This is a genomic window from Bacterioplanes sanyensis (assembly GCF_002237535.1).
In the GTDB taxonomy this organism is placed as follows: Bacteria; Pseudomonadota; Gammaproteobacteria; order Pseudomonadales; family Oceanobacteraceae; genus Bacterioplanes; species Bacterioplanes sanyensis_A.
In genome coordinates this window covers 2012864-2033961 of the sequence record NZ_CP022530.1, presented here as the reverse complement: position 1 = coordinate 2033961, position 21098 = coordinate 2012864, and the positions used below count along the sequence as shown (strand labels likewise).

General features: G+C 54.0%; 22 protein-coding genes. 5 read left to right on the top strand and 17 right to left on the bottom strand.

Annotation, left to right across the window (positions count from 1 at the left end; translation table 11 throughout):
• The gene (locus tag CHH28_RS09585) at positions 1-384 is read left to right on the top strand and encodes a type IV pilin protein (RefSeq protein ID WP_199244087.1); all 384 of its coding nucleotides are present in this window, start codon (positions 1-3) and stop codon (positions 382-384) included.
• On the opposite strand, the gene ispH is transcribed toward CHH28_RS09585, so the two are convergent.
• The 12 genes from ispH to rplU all read right to left on the bottom strand — a co-directional run bounded on the left by ispH (position 379) and on the right by rplU (position 12210).
• Positions 379-1323 (bottom strand): 4-hydroxy-3-methylbut-2-enyl diphosphate reductase, encoded by a 945-nt coding sequence (ispH, locus tag CHH28_RS09580; protein ID WP_094060103.1) that lies wholly within the window; start codon positions 1321-1323, stop codon positions 379-381. The genes CHH28_RS09585 and ispH overlap by 6 nt on opposite strands.
• The gene (gene fkpB, locus CHH28_RS09575) at positions 1313-1756 is read right to left on the bottom strand and encodes an FKBP-type peptidyl-prolyl cis-trans isomerase (RefSeq protein WP_094060102.1); all 444 of its coding nucleotides are present in this window, start codon (positions 1754-1756) and stop codon (positions 1313-1315) included. Before fkpB ends, ispH begins: the two co-directional genes overlap by 11 nt.
• Positions 1753-2265, bottom strand: a complete 513-nt coding sequence (gene lspA, locus CHH28_RS09570; protein ID WP_094060101.1) for a signal peptidase II — start codon at positions 2263-2265, stop codon at positions 1753-1755. Before lspA ends, fkpB begins: the two co-directional genes overlap by 4 nt.
• Positions 2265-5141, bottom strand: coding sequence for an isoleucine--tRNA ligase (gene ileS / locus CHH28_RS09565; RefSeq protein WP_094060100.1), 2877 nt, complete (start codon positions 5139-5141; stop codon positions 2265-2267). The genes lspA and ileS overlap by 1 nt, the downstream gene beginning before the upstream one ends.
• 7 nt (positions 5142-5148) lie before the next feature.
• A complete protein-coding gene (ribF, locus tag CHH28_RS09560) occupies positions 5149-6147 on the bottom strand; it encodes a bifunctional riboflavin kinase/FAD synthetase (RefSeq protein ID WP_094060099.1) in 999 nt (332 codons plus the stop codon).
• 90 nt (positions 6148-6237) lie between these two features.
• A complete protein-coding gene (gene murJ / locus CHH28_RS09555) occupies positions 6238-7794 on the bottom strand; it encodes a murein biosynthesis integral membrane protein MurJ (protein ID WP_094060098.1) in 1557 nt (518 codons plus the stop codon).
• A 70-nt stretch (positions 7795-7864) separates the two neighbouring features.
• On the bottom strand, positions 7865-8131 hold the full coding sequence (rpsT, locus tag CHH28_RS09550; RefSeq protein ID WP_094062032.1) for a 30S ribosomal protein S20: 267 nt from the start codon (positions 8129-8131) through the stop codon (positions 7865-7867).
• A gap of 109 nt (positions 8132-8240) precedes the next feature.
• Positions 8241-9080 (bottom strand): 3-deoxy-8-phosphooctulonate synthase, encoded by an 840-nt coding sequence (kdsA, locus tag CHH28_RS09545; protein WP_094060097.1) that lies wholly within the window; start codon positions 9078-9080, stop codon positions 8241-8243.
• Between the two features lie 21 nt (positions 9081-9101).
• Positions 9102-10247, bottom strand: coding sequence for a glutamate 5-kinase (gene proB / locus CHH28_RS09540; protein ID WP_094060096.1), 1146 nt, complete (start codon positions 10245-10247; stop codon positions 9102-9104).
• Between the two features lie 16 nt (positions 10248-10263).
• Positions 10264-11463: an Obg family GTPase CgtA gene (cgtA, locus tag CHH28_RS09535; protein WP_094060095.1), complete on the bottom strand. Its 1200-nt coding sequence runs from the start codon at positions 11461-11463 to the stop codon at positions 10264-10266.
• An 83-nt stretch (positions 11464-11546) separates the two neighbouring features.
• Positions 11547-11807 (bottom strand): 50S ribosomal protein L27, encoded by a 261-nt coding sequence (rpmA, locus tag CHH28_RS09530; protein WP_094060094.1) that lies wholly within the window; start codon positions 11805-11807, stop codon positions 11547-11549.
• A gap of 91 nt (positions 11808-11898) precedes the next feature.
• On the bottom strand, positions 11899-12210 hold the full coding sequence (gene rplU, locus CHH28_RS09525; protein WP_094060093.1) for a 50S ribosomal protein L21: 312 nt from the start codon (positions 12208-12210) through the stop codon (positions 11899-11901).
• A gap of 255 nt (positions 12211-12465) precedes the next feature.
• Between rplU and ispB the strand changes: the two genes are divergently transcribed.
• The 4 genes from ispB to CHH28_RS09505 all read left to right on the top strand — a co-directional run bounded on the left by ispB (position 12466) and on the right by CHH28_RS09505 (position 16177).
• Complete coding sequence (ispB, locus tag CHH28_RS09520; RefSeq protein ID WP_094060092.1) at positions 12466-13434, top strand: octaprenyl diphosphate synthase; 969 nt, start codon at positions 12466-12468, stop codon at positions 13432-13434.
• A gap of 40 nt (positions 13435-13474) precedes the next feature.
• Positions 13475-15298, top strand: coding sequence for a protein-disulfide reductase DsbD (dsbD, locus tag CHH28_RS09515; RefSeq protein ID WP_157729861.1), 1824 nt, complete (start codon positions 13475-13477; stop codon positions 15296-15298).
• Positions 15299-15420: 122 nt separating this feature from the next.
• Positions 15421-15858 (top strand): thioredoxin TrxC, encoded by a 438-nt coding sequence (gene trxC / locus CHH28_RS09510; RefSeq protein WP_094060090.1) that lies wholly within the window; start codon positions 15421-15423, stop codon positions 15856-15858.
• 79 nt (positions 15859-15937) lie between these two features.
• The gene (locus CHH28_RS09505; RefSeq protein WP_094060089.1) at positions 15938-16177 is read left to right on the top strand and encodes a YdcH family protein; all 240 of its coding nucleotides are present in this window, start codon (positions 15938-15940) and stop codon (positions 16175-16177) included.
• 37 nt (positions 16178-16214) lie between these two features.
• Here CHH28_RS09505 and CHH28_RS09500 read toward each other — a convergent pair whose 3' ends face one another.
• The 5 genes from CHH28_RS09500 to hflK form a co-directional block, all read right to left on the bottom strand.
• Positions 16215-17507: an adenylosuccinate synthase gene (locus CHH28_RS09500; RefSeq protein WP_094060088.1), complete on the bottom strand. Its 1293-nt coding sequence runs from the start codon at positions 17505-17507 to the stop codon at positions 16215-16217.
• Between the two features lie 19 nt (positions 17508-17526).
• On the bottom strand, positions 17527-18696 hold the full coding sequence (locus CHH28_RS09495; protein ID WP_094060087.1) for an ATP phosphoribosyltransferase regulatory subunit: 1170 nt from the start codon (positions 18694-18696) through the stop codon (positions 17527-17529).
• A 9-nt stretch (positions 18697-18705) separates the two neighbouring features.
• Complete coding sequence (locus CHH28_RS09490) at positions 18706-18900, bottom strand: DUF2065 domain-containing protein (protein ID WP_199244048.1); 195 nt, start codon at positions 18898-18900, stop codon at positions 18706-18708.
• A 99-nt stretch (positions 18901-18999) separates the two neighbouring features.
• Positions 19000-19869 carry a protease modulator HflC gene (gene hflC / locus CHH28_RS09485; protein ID WP_094060086.1) on the bottom strand — a complete coding sequence of 290 codons (870 nt, stop codon included), beginning with the start codon at positions 19867-19869 and terminating at the stop codon, positions 19000-19002.
• Positions 19869-21044: an FtsH protease activity modulator HflK gene (hflK, locus tag CHH28_RS09480; protein WP_094060085.1), complete on the bottom strand. Its 1176-nt coding sequence runs from the start codon at positions 21042-21044 to the stop codon at positions 19869-19871. The genes hflC and hflK overlap by 1 nt, the downstream gene beginning before the upstream one ends.
• Between the last annotated feature and the right edge of the window lie 54 nt (positions 21045-21098).

Below are 21098 nucleotides of genomic sequence, written 5' to 3'. Positions count from 1 at the left end.
ATGAGACATTCAGGTTTCTCACTGATCGAGCTATTAGTCACAATCGCCATTGTCGCGATATTAACGTCACTGGCCATGCCTCAATATGCCCAGTATGTTCAACGCGGAAGAAGAACCGATGCACTTGACACTATTCAGCGTCTTATGGACGCGCAAGAGCGTTACTATGCTACTAATGCTAAGTACACACTAAAACTGTCCGATGTGGGCTTTAGTGCATCTACTCCGGGCGGCTATTATTCTTTAGGGCTATCAAAATGTGGCACAAAAACAGAGTCGCAATGCATTGAAGTAACGGCCACCGCTCTTGGTGACCAGAAAAGTGATGGCAATATCGTCTTCAATACGGCGGGAAAACGCGAGCGAAATGGAAAGCCGTTATAAGCTTTTCATCCGTAACTCCTTCGGCAGCGAGAAAACTACATTTTCTGGCTGCCCTTGGAGTTCTTCTGGCTCTTGGCCGCCCAACTCTTTTAACCGCTCGATCACTTCCCGCACCAATACTTCTGGCGCTGACGCACCAGCGGTAATGCCAACACGCTCAACGTCTTCGAACCACTCTGGCGATATCTCATCGGCGTTATCGATCAAAAAGGCTTTAGCGCCCATGCGCTCACCCAGCTCACGCAAACGGTTTGAGTTAGAACTATTGACCGACCCCACCACCAGCAATAAATCACATTCCGCTGCCAAGATTTTAACTGCGTCCTGGCGATTTTGTGTGGCGTAACAAATATCGTCTTTGCGAGGGCCTTCAATATTGGGGAACTTGGCGCGCAGTGCGTCGATAACTCGCGCGGTATCGTCCATAGACAGCGTCGTTTGAGTAACGTACGAAAGTTTATCTGGGTTACGTACTTGCAACTCAGCAACGTCTTTTTCATCTTCCACCAAATAAATATCGCCACCAGCAGCATAGTCGTACTGCCCCATGGTGCCCTCCACCTCTGGGTGGCCCTTGTGCCCAATTAAAATGCACTCACTGCCCTCGGTGCTGTAACGGGTCACCTCCAAGTGCACCTTAGTCACCAGTGGGCAAGTCGCATCAAATACTTTCAGGCCACGTTCACGAGCTTCATGGCGTACAGCTTGCGAGACACCATGAGCAGAGAAAATCACAATCGCGTCATCAGGCACTTCGTGCAGTTCATCGACAAAAATAGCCCCACGTTCGCGCAGATCATTGACCACGAACTTGTTATGCACCACTTCGTGGCGTACATAAATCGGTGGCTCAAATAGCTCCAACGCACGGTTTACTATGTCAATCGCTCGATCAACGCCGGCGCAAAAACCGCGTGGGTTTGCCAATTTAATCTGCATTCGAGACCTCGATCACTTGCACTTCAAACAGCAACTCTTTGCCAGCCAGCGGGTGATTAAAATCAACGTACACCGCATCGCCTTCAATTTCTTTAATCACACCTGGCAGCTCTGCCCCTTGCGCATCGGCAAAGGACACCATCAAACCAGGTGATAACGGCATATCCACAGCAAAATCGCTGCGCTTCATACGCTGCACATTTTGTGGATTAGGCTGACCAAAACCGTTTTCTGGCGCAACGGTAAAAGTCTGATGGTCGCCTGCTTTCAATGACATCAAACAAGCCTCAAAACCAGGCAATAAGTTGCCATCACCAATGGTTAACTTGGCCGCATCACGTTCAAAAGTAGAATCAACCAACTGACCATCGTCTAGCTTTAAAGCAAAGTGCAACGTCACCTGACTGTTGGTTCCAATAACATCCACACTCATGATTTACCCTCCGCTTTATTGCGCCGCTCTTCTTTCATTTCTCGGATCACATCAATGGCCATCATAACGGCACCTACTGTGATGGCAGAGTCCGCCAGGTTAAACGCTGGAAAATATGCGTCGTTCCAGTGCACGGAAATAAAATCGATCACATGACCAAAGACAACACGGTCGAACAAATTCCCCAACGCTCCGCCGAGAATCAGCGTCAGGGCAATGGGTAGCCATTGTTGTTCACGCGGTAAAGTCCGCAGCCAATTGATCAGCATAACGCTGACCCCCACCGCAATGGCGGTAAAAAACCAGCGCTGCCAACCGGATTCATTGGCTAAGAAACTGAACGCCGCGCCTTTGTTGTAGAGCAAGGTGAAATCCAACACGGGCAGCACATACACAGGCTGAGCATATTCCAGCACGTACTCGGCGACTTGCTTGGTCAGCAAGTCCAAACCCAGCACCAATGCCGCTAGCCACCACCAGCGCAACGCGGTTGTTTTAAATATCGACATTAAGCAAAACGACGGACTTCACCATCGCCCTCCACATTGTCGACACAACGATTACACAGTTCCGGATGCTGCTCGTTGCTGCCTACGGTATCACTGTGGTGCCAGCAACGATCACACTTATGCAACTCAGAGGCGCTAACGCTCACGCGTAAACCTTTCACATCCGTTGCTTCACCATCATCGCCCAGCGCATGCAAACGAACCGCTGATGTTAGTAATACGAAGCGCAGTTCATCGCCCAGTTTTTCCAACTCAGCTTTGAGCTCATCGCTGACGTACAAATCCAACTCGGCACTTAAGCTGGCGCCAATCAGTTTGTCGTTACGTGCTTTTTCCAAAGCACCGTTGACCGCTTGCTTCACCTCCAGCACTCGGCGCCAGTAAGCATCCCCCAAAGTGTGCTGAGCGGTCTGAGGGAACTGCTGGTACCACTCGGCCAGCATCACAGAGTCACCACGTTCACCCGGCAAGTTTTCCCAGATTTCTTCCGCGGTAAATGACAGCACAGGAGCAATCCAGCGGCTCATCGCTTCAAGAATGTGATACAGCGCCGTCTGCGCACTGCGACGAGGTAAGCCGTCCGCTTTGCAGGTGTATTGACGGTCTTTAATTACATCCAGATAAAAAGCTCCCAACTCACTGACGCAGAAGTTCATCAATGCTTTGGTCAGCGATTTAAAATCATAGGCGTTGTAATAAGCGATCAAACTGTTTTGCAGTTCGCGGCTGTAATCGACAATCCAAGCATCCAGCGGCAATAGCTCGTCACCAGAGACCATGTCTGTCGCTGGATTAAAGCCATTGATATTGGCCAGCATAAAGCGGCAAGTATTGCGGACCCGGCGATAGGCATCGGCGGTACGCTTGAGAATTTCATCCGAGACATTCATTTCACCGCTGTAGTCGGTGTCCGCCACCCACCAGCGTAAAATGTCACCACCCAATTTATTCATTACCGCTTTGGGCTCAATGATATTGCCGAGCGATTTCGACATTTTCCGGCCCTGGCCATCAACCACAAAACCATGGGTTAACACAGTTTTAAATGGCGCTTTACCAGTATCAGCGACACTGGTCAGCAGTGAATGCTGGAACCAACCACGATGCTGGTCGGAGCCTTCTAGGTATAAGTCCGCTGGCAGTTGTAGCCCTTCGCGCTGCAAACACACAGCGGTGTGCGTTACGCCGGAGTCAAACCAAACGTCCAGCGTATCGGTAACCTTGTTGTAATGCTCAGCGTCGTCGCCCAGCAATGCTTTGGCATCCAACTCGAACCAGGCATCAATGCCTTGTTGCTCAACCAAACCTGCAACCTGTTCGATCAGTTGCGCCGTATTTGGGTGCAATTCGTTGGTTTGCTTGTGTGTAAACAAGGTGATTGGCACGCCCCAGGTACGCTGGCGCGAAATACACCAGTCTGGGCGATTGTTCATCATGCTCTCGATGCGCGCCTTGCCCCAACTTGGACGCCATGAAACATTTTCGTCTGCTTCGCGCTTGGCATTCTCTAACAGCCCCGCCTGAGTCATGCTCACAAACCACTGCGGCGTAGCACGGAAAATGATCGGCGTTTTATGACGCCAGCAATGCGGGTAGCTGTGCTCGAATTTTTCTTTTTTCAGCAAGGCATTGTTTTCAACCAACAAGCCGAGCACGCGGAAGTTGCCTTTATCAGCGGTGCTTAAACCAGCCAGTTCCAGCGCTTCCAGCACAGGCGTGGCGACAAAATTACCGGCATCATCCACCAGCATGCGCTCAGAAGTAATGCCAAATTGGTTGCACACCACATAGTCATCTGCACCGTGCATCGGCGCGGTGTGCACCGCACCGGTACCAGAGTCCGCGGTAACGTGATCACCAGTGATCACCGGCACCATCTTAGCGCTGCCGTCTGCGGCTGGAATAAATGGATGCTGCAGCATAAATGGAGCACTATCTTGCCCAGCCAGCTGACCAAATGCAGAGCCTGTCGCCGTTGCAATCACCTCATAGTCTGCAATGCCGTAGCGCTGCAACGCAGCCTCGACCAAATCTGATGCCAGCACCAATAATTCCTGCTGCTCATTAAGTTGCACCAGGGAGTATTCGATCTGCGGGTGCACCGACACCGCCTCATTTGATGGCAGGGTCCACGGCGTGGTGGTCCAGATCACTAGGCTCGCCGGCAGTGCGCGCTCAACGCCAAAGGCTTGCGCCAGTTTTGCTGGTTCAGCAAAAGCAAATTTCACATCGATGGCGAGGGACTTTTTATCCTGATATTCCACCTCGGCTTCGGCCAAGGCCGAGCCACAATCGCTACACCAATTAACCGGCTTGAAACCTTTGTGCAGGTGGCCATTATCGATGATGCGGCCGAGCGAGCGAATGATGTCCGCTTCGAACTTATAGTCCATGGTCAGGTAAGGGTTATCCCAATCGCCCAGCACCATTAAACGTTTGAAGTCAGTGCGCTGGCCGTCGACCTGCTCAGCAGCGTATTCACGGCAGTGTTTACGAAATTCGCTGGCGCTGAGTTTTTCACCCACCTTGCCGACTTTTTCTTCCACTTTCAGCTCAATTGGCAAACCGTGGCAGTCCCAACCAGGCACATACGGTGCATCTTTACCGCTTAGCGTTTGTGACTTAATGATGATGTCCTTCAACACCTTATTCACCGCGTGACCAGCGTGAATGGTGCCGTTGGCGTACGGAGGACCATCATGCAAAATAAAGCGGTCGCGACCAGCACGAGCCTCACGAATTTGCTGGTACAAACCCATTTCTTCCCAGCGGGCCAATAATTCAGGCTCACGCTTGGCCAGGTTACCGCGCATAGGGAACTCGGTATCCGGCAGATTTAGGGTCGATTTGTACTGGCTTTCCACTTTATCGTTCATAATTGGGTCACTTAGTTAAAAAGCTAAACTCGGTGGTCCGCTGACCACGAAATGCGCCGGGCATGGCGGCAAAATAATGCTTGGCGGCGTTAAAATCGGCTTCGATGGCGGTTTTTAACGCGTCCAGATCTGGAAACTTCTTCTCTTCACGAACTTTGTGCATAAACGCCACCGTTAAATGATGGCCGTATAAATTGTCGTTGTATCCAAACAGATGCACTTCGAGTGACGGTTCGGGCTCACCGGTGACCGTCGGCTTAACGCCGATGTTGGCAACACCCAAGTATTCTTCGGCGGTGTCGTCATCGCGCACTTGCACCGCATACACACCGTTAAGGGGCAACTTGCTGCGCGCAATCAACACATTGGCGGTGGGCGCACCGAGGGTGCGGCCCAATTGACGACCATAACCAACGCGTCCAGACATACGATACGGCCGCCCCAACAAGCGCCCAACTCTGGCTAAATTATTGGTCAACAGTTCCGTGCGCACGCGCGTACTGGAGATGCGCTCGCCTTCAAGCTCTAACGTCGGCGTATCTTGCACCGAAAAGCCAAACTGCTCGCCGGCACTTTGCAGTGCTCGATAATCACCGCTGCGATCACAGCCAAAGCGAAAGTCATCGCCAACAATCAAATGCTTCAGGCGCAGACCATCGACCAGAATTTGTTGAATAAATTGCTGCGCCGACATAGAACGTAAAGACTGGTTAAACGGCAGGCACAAGACGTAATCCACACCGGGATACTGGCTGGTGCCGGTCAAATCACGCAGCTTGTCACGCAAGCTCGCCAGTCTCGCCGGCGCTTGTTGCGGCGCAAAAAATTCTTTCGGCTGAGGCTCGAACAGAATGACCAGCGTTGGCAGGTTGTGGCGCTCACCTTGCTGGCGCAGGGTGCGCAACAGTTCCTGATGCCCCAGGTGTACACCATCAAAGTTGCCAATGGTGGCAACACAGCCGGCAAAACCGGATGGCAAATTGTACAGCCCTCGCACCAATCGCATGCCTGACGCCCTAAAAAAATGAAGGCAGGATTATAGCTAACTCAGGTGGCACAGAACAGGTGCCCCAGAACAGGTGGCATGGTGACTGCATCACTCAAAACGAACACCACGTAAATGCCGTGGCCGCAGGCCTAACATCAAAAGCGCGGCGAAGTACACCAACACACCGCCTAACACCACCCAGGTCATGCGTTGAGCACGTTGCCAGGCGCTCAACTGCAACCACTGCTGCGCATCCCCCATCAGCCACCAAACACTGGCAGCCAACAATAACAGCGCCAGCAACACTTTCAGCAGAAAACGCCACCACCCTTGTTGCAGCGCTAAAGTTTGATTACGCCGCAATCCCCAATACAACATCAGGGCATTAAAGTAAGACGACAACGCCGTCGCCAGCGCCAGCCCCACATGCTGCAGCGGCACGACCAACAACAGGTTCAACACCATGTTCAATGCCATGGCTTGAATGCCGATGCGCACCGGTGTTTTGGTGTCCTGTTGGGCGTAATAGCCTGGCGCCAGCACCTTGATCAGCATAAAGGCCAGCAAACCACTGCCATAGGCCTGCAACGCCAGCGCCATCTTGCCGATGTCATAAGCGGTCATTTCACCGTGATAAAAAATCGTCGCCATCAGCGGTGTCGCCAGCATGACCAAAGCCAGCGCCGCAGGCAGTGCCAACAACAACACCATACGCACCGCCCAGTCGAGAATGTCGGCAAAGCGTTGACGATTTTCACTGGCGTGCTGCGCCGATAAGCTGGGCAGCACCACCACGGCAATGGCAATGGCAAAAATGCCCAACGGCAGGTTGTTCAACCGATCGGCGTAATACAACCAACTGACACTACCATCTTCCAGAAAGGACGCCAGCAAGGTGTCGAGCAACAGGTTTATCTGGCTAACAGAGACACCAAACAGCGCCGGCAGCATCAACTTTCCGACCCGCTTGACTCCGTCGTCCTGGCGATTGGGCTTAGGCCACACCAGCATGCGCTGCTGCGCCAAAAACGGCAGCTGGAACAGCCACTGCAAAGCACCAGCAATAAACACACCCCAAGCAAGGGCAAACAATGGTTCTGCAAAATACGGCGTTAGCAGCCACACCGACGCTATCAGGCAGACGTTCAAAATCACCGGGGTAAAGGCCGGTACAGCGAAGCGGCCGTAGGCATTCAAAACGCTGCTGCTAAAGGCCGCGAGGGAGATAAACAGTAAATAAGGAAAGGTAATACGCAGTAAGTCGCCGGTGAGGGCGAACTTTGCTGCATCCGAGCGAAAACCAGGGGCAAATAACCAAGGCAGATAATCGGCAAACAGCATTGCCAGCACCGTGACAGCCAGCAATATCGTGCCCAGCGTGCCGGACATATGGGCAACAAACAGCCGCACCTCATTGAGGCTGCGCTGGGCGCGATACTCTCCCAACACCGGCACGAAAGCGACGGTAAAGGCGCCTTCGGCAAATAAACGGCGAAAAAAATTGGGAATTTTGAAGGCAACAAAAAACGCGTCGGCGCGAGCGCCAAAGTACTGCGCCACCACCACATCGCGCACCAGCCCCAATACCCGACTCAGCAAGGTCATTACACTGACGATACTGGATGAGCGTAACAAGCTCGAAGACTGTGCTTCCTGATCCGACATGCTGTTCCTGGGCCTTACGTCAGACATAAAAAAACCCGCCTATAGCGGGTTTTTTCGAACTGTTCGGCGATTAGCCTTTCAGTGCGAAGACCTTAGCATTCAGACGGCTCTTGGTACGTGCAGCAGTGTTCTTGTGCATGATACCTTTGTTTACCATCTTGTCGATGTAAGGCTGAGACTTAGTGAACGCAGCTTGAGCTTGCTCATAGTCACCGGTTGCAACAGCAGCGTTTACTTTCTTGATGTAAGTACGCACCATTGAACGCAGCGCTACGGTACGAGCACGACGCTTGATAGCCTGACGGGCGCGTTTACGAGAACCAGCAGAATTTGCCACAGTCGGCTCCTCAAATTTGGTTATTTCAGTTAGTTCGGAGCTGAGCCAATGCTCAGGCTCCATAATAGAGGGCCGGAATTATCCAGACTCATCCGACCACTGTCAACAGTCAGTCGATCACCACAGGTTCAAATGACTTGACCAAATCGTCGACTGCCTTCATTTGCGCCAGATATGGCTCTAATTTGTCGAGCGGCAACGCACATGGACCATCGCACTTGGCTTCGGCCGGGTTTGGATGCGCTTCGATAAACAAACCAGCAATGCCCAGCGCCATGCCCGAGCGCGCCAATTCAAACGCCTGAGCACGACGACCATCGGCGGAATCAGCGCGGCCACCTGGGCGCTGCAGTGCGTGAGTGGCATCAAACACCACCGGCGCCTGACGCTTCATATCATCCATACCCAGCATGTCGACCACCAGGTTGTTGTAACCAAAGCTGGAGCCACGCTCACACAGCATCACTCGCTCGTTACCGGCTTCGGCAAACTTAGTGAGGATGTGGCGCATTTCATGGGGCGCTAAAAACTGTGGCTTTTTGACATTGATTGCCGCGCCAGTTTTCGCCATCGCCACCACCAAATCGGTCTGACGCGCCAAAAACGCCGGTAGCTGGATCACATCCACCACTTCTGCCACCGGAGCGGCCTGATACGGCTCATGCACATCGGTGATGATGGGCACATTGAACTGCGCCTTGATATCGGCAAAGATTTTCAGCCCTTCTTCCATGCCAGGGCCACGATAGGAGTTAATCGACGAACGATTAGCCTTATCAAACGACGCCTTAAATACGTACGGAATGCCCAGTTTTTCAGTGACTTGGACATAGTGCTCACAAATGCGCAGCGCCAAATCACGGCTTTCCAACACATTCATGCCACCAAACAAGGTGAAAGGCGCGTCATTGCGCACTTGCAAACCTGCGACATCAACCGACTGAATCATGATGATTATTTCCTGTTGCGGTTACAGAACGACTAAGTTGTCTCTGTGAATCATTTCCGGGTCACTGACCACGCCCAGCACATTCACCAACTCACGCGTTGGTGTGCGCACAATCAAGCGCGCCTCGTCAGAGCTGAAGTTGACCAAACCTTTGGCCACTAGTTGACCCTGCTCATTCAGACAGGCCACCACCTGCCCACGTTCAAATTGTCCTTGCACAGCGGCGACACCAATGGGCAGCAAGCTGCGCCCCTGGCTCTGCACGGCATTGACCGCCCCGGCATCGAGTACCAGCTCGCCACAGGTTTGCAAATGACCGGCAATCCACTGTTTACGCGCCACCAGCTTTTCGGCATCCGCCTGCAGTAACGTGCCCAGCACTTCGCCTTGGCGCAGCCGCTCAATCACGGCAGGCAAACGACCACCGACGATGATGGTATCGGCGCCCGAGCGCGCTGCAAGTGTGGCTGCACGCACTTTAGTCGCCATGCCGCCACGCCCTAAACTGCCACCGCCGCCGGCCATGGCTTTAAAGGCCGGGTCCGATGCCGCCCCTTGATGCACCATGGTTGCATCAGCATGAGTGCGCGGGTCGGCGGTGTACAAACCGTCTTGGTCCGTTAGCAATACCAATAAATCGGCTTCCACCAGATTGGCGACCAAAGCGCCCAGAGTATCGTTGTCGCCAAAGCAGATTTCGTCCGTCACCACGGTGTCATTTTCATTCACAATGGGGACGACACCCATGTCCAACAAGGTGCGCAGCGTGGTGCGGGCGTTTAAATAGCGCCGACGGTCACTTAAGTCGTCGTGCGTCAGCAAGATTTGTGCAGTGTGAAACTGATGCTCAGCAAAAGCACTTTCGTAGGCCTGAATCAGCCCCATTTGACCAACGGCGGCCGCGGCTTGCAGCTGATGCAGCTGCTCTGGGCGGCGCTGCCAACCCAGTCGCTTCATACCCTCAGCCACCGAGCCTGACGACACCAGCACCACTTCGTGGCCAGCCTGCTTTAACGCCGCCATTTGATTGACCCATTGAGCGATGCGTTCGCGGTCTAGGCCGCGACCGTCATTGGTCAGCAACGCGCTGCCAATTTTAATCACCCAACGGTGGCGCTGCGCTAACTGCGCACGCGCCGCCTGATACTCTTGCCATGCCTCGCTCATGACCGCCCCTTAGGCTTTATTCGTTGGTAAACACCACTTCAACATCGTAATCGTCGTCATCATCGTCTTGCTGTGCTGCTTTGCGCGCAGCGCGCTCTTCACGACGACGTTCGGCCAGCATTTCCATATGCTCGCGAGCCTCTTCTTCGACTTGCTCACGCTCAGCCAACAAAGCATCGGCGTAGTCTTCATCTTCTAGAGCGCGCTGCTGGCGCTCATCAATGAAGTTCATGATATCGCCTACCAAGGCTTTGGTGCCCTGCTGGCTGATGGCAGCGATGCGGTACACCGGGCCATCCCAGTTGAGCTTGTCGAGCAGCTCCTGACAGCGCTGCTCACGCTCACCTTCTGGAATCAGATCCAGCTTGTTCATCACCAGCCAGCGTTCACGTGCCGCCAAACCTGGCGAGAATTGCTCCAACTCGCGCGAGATGGCCATAACCTTTTCGGCCGGATCGGATTCATCAAACGGCGCCATATCAACGATGTGCAATAAGATGTGAGTGCGCACCAGATGCTTCAGGAAACGCGTACCTAAGCCTGCGCCTTCTGAGGCGCCTTCGATCAGACCCGGGATATCGGCAATCACAAAGCTACGATGCTGCTCTAACGACACCACACCTAAATTCGGCACTAAGGTGGTAAAGGGGTAATCCGCTACCTTCGGCTTGGCCGCAGACACCGCCCGAATGAAGGTCGATTTGCCAGCATTGGGCATACCCAGCAGGCCAACGTCGGCCAGCACTTTCAGCTCCAGTTTCAGGTTGCGAGATTCCCCTTCCTGCCCCGGCTTGGTTTGGCGCGGCGCCTGGTTAGTACTGGATTTGTAGCGCGTGTTGCCAAGGCCATGATAACCGCCGCGTGCGACCATCAGACGCTCACCGGCGTAGGTCAAATCGCCCAAGGTTTCGCCGGTATCGGCATCGATGGCAGTGGTACCGACCGGCACCTTCATCACCAACTCTTCGCCTTTGGCACCGGTACAATTTCGCGAGGCGCCCGGCTGGCCATTCTGTGCTTTGAAACGACGGGTGTAGCGGTAATCGATCAAGGTATTGATGGATTCATCGGCTTCTAAGAACACTGAGCCGCCATCGCCACCATCGCCGCCATCCGGACCACCCTTGGGGATAAACTTTTCGCGACGAAAACTCAGGCAGCCATTGCCCCCTTTGCCGGCTTCAACGGATACGGTCGCCTCATCAACGAACTTCATACAGAACCCTCAAGGATGGATACAAACAAAAACGCCCTGCCAGCCGATAGCTGCAGGGCGTCGAGCCATCATACCAAACGGAATTAAGCCGCTGGAACGATGCTAACAGTCTTACGGTTGTTCTTACCTTTGATTTCGAATTTTACTTCGCCATCAGCGGTTGCGAACAAAGTGTGGTCACGACCGATACGAACGTTGTTACCAGCGTGGAAACGAGTACCGCGCTGACGAACAATGATGTTACCGGCTTTGGCCGCTTGACCACCGAACAGTTTGACGCCAAGGCGTTTACTTTCGGAATCGCGACCGTTCTTGGTGCTACCACCAGCCTTCTTGTGTGCCATTATCTTGCTCCTCGTTAGTGGGTCGCTGCAACACTGCGGATGCGGCCAGTTTGGCTACCGGACACGGACCCAGGAATTCAGTTCAGATTAATTAGCCAGCGATGCTGGTGATTTTCAGCTCGGTGAACCACTGACGGTGGCCCATTTGCTTCATGTGGTGCTTACGACGCTTGAACTTCAGGATTTTAACCTTCTTGTGACGACCGTGGCCAACCACTTCTGCCGTTACTTTCGCGCCATCTACCACTGGAGCGCCGATTTTAACGTCGTCGCCATTGCCGATCAGCAAAACTTTTTCCAGCTCAACTGCTGCGCCAGTTTCCACTTCCAGCTTTTCAACTTTCAGCGTTTGGCCTTCTTCAACACGGTATTGCTTACCGCCAGTTACCACTACTGCGTACATTGTACGTTCTCCGCATATCGCTTGATGAACCCGGCATCATCACCACTACTTACTCGGACTGTCCACCAGTCTCGTCCTGCTTCTACTGGCAACACTCTGGTTTCCATATGGCAGGGAGCAGAAATTCGGGGCGCGAGACTATACCGCAGGCTGATTTTTTGCGCAACCCAGGCTGCGGTCTTTCTTGACACTATGGCGGCGCCTCCCTAGCATTTGCGCTTCCTCTATTTACCTCCAGGCGGCCGTTCAACAGCCATGCAGATCTCAGACATTCTCTCCGTCGTTAAAGCCGATTTTTCAGCCGTTGACCGTCTGATTCATGAGCAGCTGGCCTCCCGCGTGCCGCTAGTGGAGAAAATCGCCGACTACATCGTCTCCAGTGGCGGCAAACGCATTCGTCCATTGTTGGTGATTTTGACCAGCAAGGCCTTACAGCGCAGCGACGAGCCAGCACTGAAACTGGCGGCGGTGATCGAGTTTTTACACACCGCCACGCTGCTGCACGACGACGTGGTCGACACCTCGGACATGCGCCGCGGCAATCCCACCGCCAATGCCAAATGGGGCAATGCTCCCAGCGTATTGGTGGGCGATTTTCTCTACAGCCGCGCCTTTCAAATGATGGTGGAGCTGGAGTCGCTGCCGGTGATGAAGATTCTCTCCGACGCTACCTGCGTGATTGCCGAGGGCGAAGTACTGCAGCTCACCAACGTTAAGAATCCGGACATCAGCGAACAGCAATACCGCGACGTCATTCACGGCAAAACCGCCATGCTGTTTGAAGCCTCCACCCACGCGGCGGCTGTATTGGCGCAAGCCTCATTGCCACAACAACAAGCCTTGCAACGCTATGGCACCGAACTGGGCATGGCATTTCAGCTGATCGACGACCTGCTCGATTACAGCGGTGACGCACAGGAGCTGGGCAAAAACGTCGGTGACGATCTGGCCGAGGGCAAGCCAACCCTGCCACTGATTCACGCCATGGCCACTGGCAGTGAAGAACAGCGTCAAGTTATCCGTCAGGCCATACGCCGCGGTGGTCTGGATCAGCTGGAGGACATTGTTCGCATCGTGCAAGATTGCGGATCGCTGGATTACACTCGCGTCCAGGCGCAAGCCTGTGCCGACAACGCCAAACAACAATTAGAACTTCTTCCGCCAAGTGAGGCCAAAGAGGCCCTGGCGGCGCTTGCAGACATCGCCGTGATGCGCACCCATTAATCCGACAGCCGCAGGCTGTCCGCACCATGAAGGAATACTTGTGATCAAGTGGATGTTACTGCTGATCAGCCTGACAGCGTCGCTGACTCACGCCAATCTTCTCGACGTACTCGACAGCGAGCCGAAATTTTTACCGGTTGAAGAAGCCTTTCCGTTAACCACCACCGTCGATGGCGGCCAGCTAAGCGTCGACTGGAGCTCCAGCGACGGCTACTACCTGTATAAAAGCCGTATTTATTTGTCCCAGCAGGGGCAAAAACTTGAGCCCAGCTATTTCTCGCAAGCTGGCAAAGAGAAAGACGACCCAGCGTTTGGTTTAGTCACCGCCTTTTATGGCCCACTCACCGCGCAATTTGATCTGAGCCAACTGGCACCCGGCGACTACACTCTGAACCACCAAGGCTGCGCCGACGCCGGCTTATGCTACCCGCCACAAAAATTAAAACTCAGCTGGGACGGCGCGACCTTCAGCTCAAACATCGACGCCAGCATGACCGGCACTGCTGCCAATGCAAGCACGGTGTCGACCAGCACAAACAACAACAACGCCACTGCGAACTCCGCGACATCCTCTGGCAGTAACTCAGAAGACAGCTGGTTTAGCGGCCGCTCTTGGGCCGCTGTGGTTGGCCTGTTCTTTTTGCTCGGTGTCGGTCTGACATTTACCCCCTGCGTGCTGCCGATGGTGCCAATCCTCACCAGCGTGGTACTGGGTCAAAACAACACCTCCCCCGCCCGCGGCTTTGCTCTGTCCAGCATCTACGTGCTGGGCATGGCGTTGACCTATGCAGCGGCTGGCCTGACCGTGGGTTTATTAGGCGCTGGCGCCAATGTGCAAGCCTGGATGCAAACCCCTTGGGTACTGGCCGTGTTTGCCGCTCTGTTTGTCGCCCTAGCGCTGGCGATGTTTGGCCTGTATGAGCTGCAACTGCCATCAGGCATACGCAACCGCCTGAACGAAATGAATCAAAAGCAACAAGGCGGCCACTGGCTAAGCGTCTTTATCATGGGCGTCTTGTCCGCTCTAGTGGTGTCTCCATGCGTGTCGGCGCCACTGGCTGGCGCTCTGGTGTACTTAAGCACCACAGGTGATGCTTGGTTAGGCGGCAGCGCGCTATTGGCACTGGGACTGGGCATGGGGGCGCCACTCATCGTGCTGGGCACCACTGGCGCGTCTATTTTGCCAAAAGCCGGTGGCTGGATGGATCAGATCAAGGTGTTCTTTGGCATCTTGCTGCTCGGTGTCGCCATTTGGCTGCTGAGCCGCGTTATTCCGGCGGAAGTAGCCTTGCTGCTGTGGGCATTGTTGGCTCTGGTCTATGGCGTGGTATTGGGCGCCTTTGAACCTGCCAATAGTGGCAAACAGCGTTTAGTCAAAGGCATTGCTTGGGTGTTCTTCTTATACGGCGCAATGGCTTTGGTCGGCGTACTGCAGGGCCAATCGAACCCACTGAAACCCCTGGCCACGGCAACCACAGTGGTCAGCCAAGAAAGCAGCAAGGCCAGCAGCCCATTTCGCAAGACCGACTCGATTAGTGAGCTTGAGCAAATCATTGCCAACAGCCCACGCCCAGTCATGGTCGATTTTTACGCCGACTGGTGCATCAGCTGCAAAGTCATGGAAGCCGAGATATTTTCCCATGACGATGTGCAACGCCAGTTCAGCCACCTGACCTGGGTAAAACTGGACGTCACCGCCAACAGCGCCGAACAAGTGGCATTTATGCAGCAACACGGCGTGTTTGGTCCACCGACGATTTTGTTCTTCGACCAGCAGCAAGAAGCCAGCCAAGCACGCATCGTTGGCGAAGTCACCAAGCCGCAATTTGTTGAGCACGTTAGCGCCCACTTCCCCGCACGCTGACACTCGAGCCACAAAACTGCAGACTCACCCTTGAGTTTGCAGGCCGCTGACTCGATATATAAACCGTCGCTGTTGGCCGTTTTGGCAGCAGCGCAGCTCTTGCGCTCACTTAGGACATCAACATGCATTACACCTGCCCCTCTTGCGGTGCGATCAACCGTATTCCAGCAGAACGCACTCACCAACCAGGCCAGTGCGGACGTTGCAAACAGGCGCTATTTGATGGCACGCCGGTTGATCTTGGCGATGCCGACTTTGAGCGCTTTATCGCCAAAAACGATCTACCAGTGCTGGTCGATTTCTGGGCCAGCTGGTGCGGACCATGTCAGGCCATGGCACCTGTGTTCAGCTCCATGTGCCAGCAACTGCAACACCAACTGCGCTTCGCCAAGGTCAACACTGAGCACACCCCCGCCACCAGCCAGCGCTTTGCCATTCGCAGCATTCCTACTCTGATTCTGTTTCATCAAGGGCGCGAAGTGGATCGTTTGGCAGGCGCACTGCCGGCACCGCAGCTACAACAGTGGATACAGCAAGCGCTAAACAAGATTGGGCAATAAAGACTGGGCAGCGTGATACACATCAAGAAGCCCCCTGACCAGAGTCGTATGCTGACTTTAAACCAGTTAGGAGAACAAGATGAGTATTGAAGCACACGACCTGCACCACGAGTTCCCGGACATGTCTGCACAGATCCGTGAGTTGAAAATGAACGACCGTCACTTTGCGCGTTTATTTGAGGAGTATCACGAGATCGATAAAGAGGTGCGCAAAATTGAAGAGCAAGTAGAAGCGGCTTCAGATGAGCGCCTGGAAGGACTGAAACTCAAGCGCTTGCACTTAAAAGACGACCTCTACAACATGCTGAAACAAGCATAAAAAAAGCCCCTCAGTGAGGGGCTTTTTTTTGCGCCGGTTACAGCTCGAAGCTGTGTCTAAGCACAATGGTCTCAACCCGGTCTGGACCGGTTGAAATGATGTCGATTGGTGCACCAATCGCTTCTTCCACGAAACGGATATACGCGCGTGCGTTGTCCGGCAAGTCGTCGATGCTTTTCGCACCAAAGGTCGACTCAGTCCAGCCTGGCAACTCTTTGTAGACCGGCGTAACTTTTTCGAACTGATCCGCCGACGCCGGCACTTTTAACGTATTGCCATGTTCGTCCTGATAACCGATGCAGACCTTGATGGTGTCTAAGCCATCCAGTACATCCAGCTTGGTCAGACAGATGGTGTTGATCGAGTTAACGCGAATGGCATGCTTAACCAGCATGGCATCGAACCAACCGCAACGACGATCGCGGCCTGTGGTGGTGCCTTTTTCTTTACCGACATCGGCCAGGTGCTTGCCCACCTCATCAAACAGTTCCGTCGGGAACGGACCTGAACCTACGCGTGTGGTGTAAGCCTTGGTAATACCCAGAATCTGATCCAGATACAAAGGGCCTACGCCTGAACCGGTCGCCACGCCACCAGCGGTGGTATTGGACGAGGTCACAAACGGATAGGTACCGTGGTCAATGTCCAGCAAGGTGCCTTGGGCACCTTCGAACATGATGTCGCCGCCTTGCTCACGCACCGTGTGCACCAAGTCCACCGCATCAACCACGATGTCTTTGATCTCAGCAGCCCACTCCATGCACGCAGCCAAGGTGTCTTCATAGCTGACTTCATCAACGCCGTAATATTCGCGTAGCGAGAAGTTATGAAATTCCATCACTTCTTTCAGCTTGTCGGCAAACTCGGGCTGGAACATATCATCGACGCGCAAACCGCGACGTGAAACTTTGTCTTCGTAAGCCGGGCCGATACCACGACCTGTGGTACCGATTTTGGCGTTGCCTCGCTTGATTTCGCGGGCCTGATCCAGCGCCACGTGGTACGGCAAAATCAGCGGACAAGCGTGGGAAATACGCAGGCGCTCTTTTACCGGTACACCACGTTCAATCAGTGCGTTCATTTCGCGCAGCAAGGCGTCTGGCGCCAGCACCACGCCATTGCCGATGATGCACTGCACGCCATCGCGCAAAATGCCCGATGGAATCAAATGCAAAGCGGTTTTTTCACCATCGATGACCAGTGTGTGACCGGCGTTGTGACCGCCTTGAAAACGCACCACTGCGGCCGCTTTTTCAGTCAGCAAATCAACGATTTTACCTTTACCTTCGTCACCCCACTGGGTGCCCAATACAACGACGCTTTTACCCATTGCCAAAGTCTTCACTCAATCAGTTAATCTTTACCAGCTGCCACTGGCCATCGTGTTTCTGCAGCTGGTAATCAGCCGCCACTGTGTCGCCATTCAGCTGTGTCAGCACGCGCTTGCCCTGCTCGCGCAAAGTCTGAATGTGCTGCCACAACTGTTCGTCATGGTCGTTTGGTGCCAACACCGTCTCGCGACACGTCACACTGGCACTGCCAAAGCGCGCCAATACTTTTAAGTCACCACTGAAACCGGTGGCTGGACGCGCACGACCGAACACCGCACCGGTTTCATCGTAGCGACCGCCCTGCATCACCGCATCGCCATAGCCAGGCACGTAGGCGGCAAATACCAAACCGGTGTGATAGTCGTAGCCGCGCAGCTCAGTAAAATCAAAGTACAGCGGCAATTCAGGGAAGCGCGCCATCAACCGCTGCGCCACATCCAGGGTGTGTTGCAACGCCGTCGCGGCTGTAGGCACTGCTGCCGACAGCTCAGCAATGGCGGACGTCAGTGCCTGCAAATCGCCTTGCAAACGGAACGCCTGCGCAAACGCACTGGCCAAACCAGGGTCGACAATGTGCTCACGCGCCCACTGGTCCAAATCACTGACACACTTAAGACGCAGCAAAGCAAACAAAGACTGTTGCTGGGCATCGGTTAACTGCGCAGCATCCGCCAGAGCGCGGAAAACAGCCACATTGCCCAAATCCAAGTGCACTTGCCGCACACCGGCACGCTTGAGCAAATCAACCATCAGGCTGATGATTTCAACATCGGCATCGATGCCAGCTTCACCGTACAGCTCGGCGCCGATTTGCGTCGGTGTGCGACTGGCCAGCAGCGAGCTGGATTTGGCATGAAATACGGTGCGGCAGTAACAAAAACGCCCAACGCCTTCTGGCGCAAAACTGTGCGCATCAATACGCGCGACCTGCGGCGTGGTATCGGCGGACAAGCCCATCAACCGACCAGACAGCTGATCTGTCACCTTAAAGGTACGCAGGTCGAGGTCTTTGCCCACGCCGGTGAGCAATGAATCTAAATATTCCAGAGCCGGCGGCATGACCACGTCATAGCCCCAGCCATCTAATACGTCCAGCAGCTGGCGCCGCAGACTTTCAATCTGACGCGCCTGCGGCGGCAGGATTTCTTCGATACCATCCGGTAACAGCCAACGATCTGCACTTGTCATGGATCGGCCTTAATGATTGGTGATATAGAGCACGGCCAGACCCAGCAACATGCTGATCAGGCCAGTCATTCGAATGGTGCGATCATCACTTTGCGCTACCTTCATCACCAACTGGCGCCACTGCCCAGGACTGGCAAACGGTAACAAACCTTCAAACACCAGAAACAGACCCAGAGCCAACATCAGCTGCTGCCACATATCCATGTAGATACCGCCTGTCTCTTTCTTGAACGCACAAAAAACCGGGCCATGGGCCCGGTTGCAGGATTCTATCAGAAGCCTTGTGGTTAAGATACCGACGTCTTATTGCCCCTTGCTGTCTTTCAGGTAGCGGAAAAAGTCGCTATCTGGCTGCAACAAAATGACGTCGTTTTCTTTAAAGGTCTCCTGATACGCCTTCAAGCTGCGGGTAAAGGAGTAGAACTCTGGGTCCTTGCTGTAGGCGGAGGCGTAAATGCGTGCTGCCTCGGCGTCACCCTCACCACGAATGCGCTCCGCATCACGGTAGGCTTCTGCCTCGATGACCGTCTTTTGACGATCGGCATCGGCCTGAATACCTTCCGCCAACTCTTTACCTTGTGAACGCTGCTCGCGCGCCTCACGCTCACGCTCAGCGGACATACGGTTGTACACCGAGTTGCTCAGGTCATCTGGCAGGTCGATGGCTTTGACACGCACGTCCAACACCTCCACACCCAGCTCTTCTTGGGTGTTCTCGTTGAGCAGCTGGGTCATTTTGGTCATCAGCTCATCACGCTCACCAGACACCACTTCGTGCAAAGTACGCGAGGCAAACTCGTCACGCAGCCCTTTGTTGAGCAAGTTCGACAGCAAATTAGATGCTTCAAAACGATTACCGGACGTCGCACGGTAATAAGCTTTCACATCTTTAATGCGCCATTTCGCAAACGAGTCGACGATGACGTATTTTTTGCCCGAGGTCAGGTAACGCGATGGGTTGGTGTCCAGCGTCAGCACGCGGGCATCAAACTTCTTCACGTTTTGAACAAACGGCGTTTTCCAATGCAAACCCGGTTGAATGTCATCCCCCACCACTTCGCCAAATTGCAGCTTAATGGCACGTTCTTTTTCATTAACAACGTACAGACCTTGGCTCGCCACCAGCAGTAAAACGCCGGCGATGATGATGCCGATCATGGCTTTTGGAGACATTAGCGACCCTCCCGACGGCTACTGGTGGTGGTACTCTGGCGCGAACGAACTTCACGCAATACTTGATCGGTCAGGCGCGAAATATCCGAGCTGGACATAATGTCCTGAACGCCCGCAGGTTTTGGCATGTTTTTCATTAGTTGATCCAGCGGCAGATACATCATGTTGTTGCCACCTTCGACGTCCACCAGCACCTTGCTGGCATTGGTGTACACATTGGTTACTGCTTCAATGTACAAGCGCTCACGCGTCACCTTAGGTGCATTGCGATACTCTCCATACAAGCTTTCAAAACGTTCCGCCTCACCTTCGGCACGCGCCACAATACGCGACTTATACGCCGATGCTTCTTCCAACTGGCGCTGAGCACGACCGCGCGCTTCTGGCACGATGGAGTTGGCGTAAGCTTCGGCTTCATTAATTAAGCGCTCTTTGTCTTGCTTAGCTTTTTGTACATCGTCAAATGCTGCTTTCACCTGCGCCGGTGGACGCGCATCTTTGATGTTGATCTGGCTAATGACCATACCGGTCTGGTAGCGATCGAGATAATTCTGCAAACGCACCTGCACTTGATCGGCCAGTACCGCACGGCCAACCGTCAGAATTGGGTCCATTGCAGTAGAACCAACCTCGTGGCGCAACGCACTTTCTGCGGCAGACAGCAGCGTACGTTCAGGCTGCTCCACGCGCAGCGCAAAGGCCACAGGGTCCATGACTCGATACTGCACGTTCAGCTCCACCTCAACGATGTTTTCGTCCTCGGTCAGCATACGCTCTTTAATTTCGGCGTTACGGACCTGAGTGGTGTTGACGCGGACGACTTGATCCACCAGCGGAATCTTAAAGCGCAGACCGGCATTTTCGGTCTTCAGGTATTTGCCCAAACGCATAACCACACCCTGTTGCGTTTCGTCCAAGGTGTACACAGATTGAAAGCCCAGCATCAGCACCAGCACCAAAATGGCCACGCCAAATAGGCCGCCGCCACCGCCGGATTTGCTGTTATTGCCGCGATTGTTGCCGCCGCCGAACAAGCCATTGAGCTTATCCATCAGCTGCTTTAACGCCTCATCCAGGTCCGGCGGTTGGTTACCGCCGCGATTATTATTGCCGCGGTTGTTGTTACCCCATGGATCGTTGGGATTGCCCTTTCCGCCGGGCTCATTCCAGGCCATAGTTTTCTCCAGTCAGGAAGACAGATCGAATCGCTGCCAATGATAGCCAGTCAG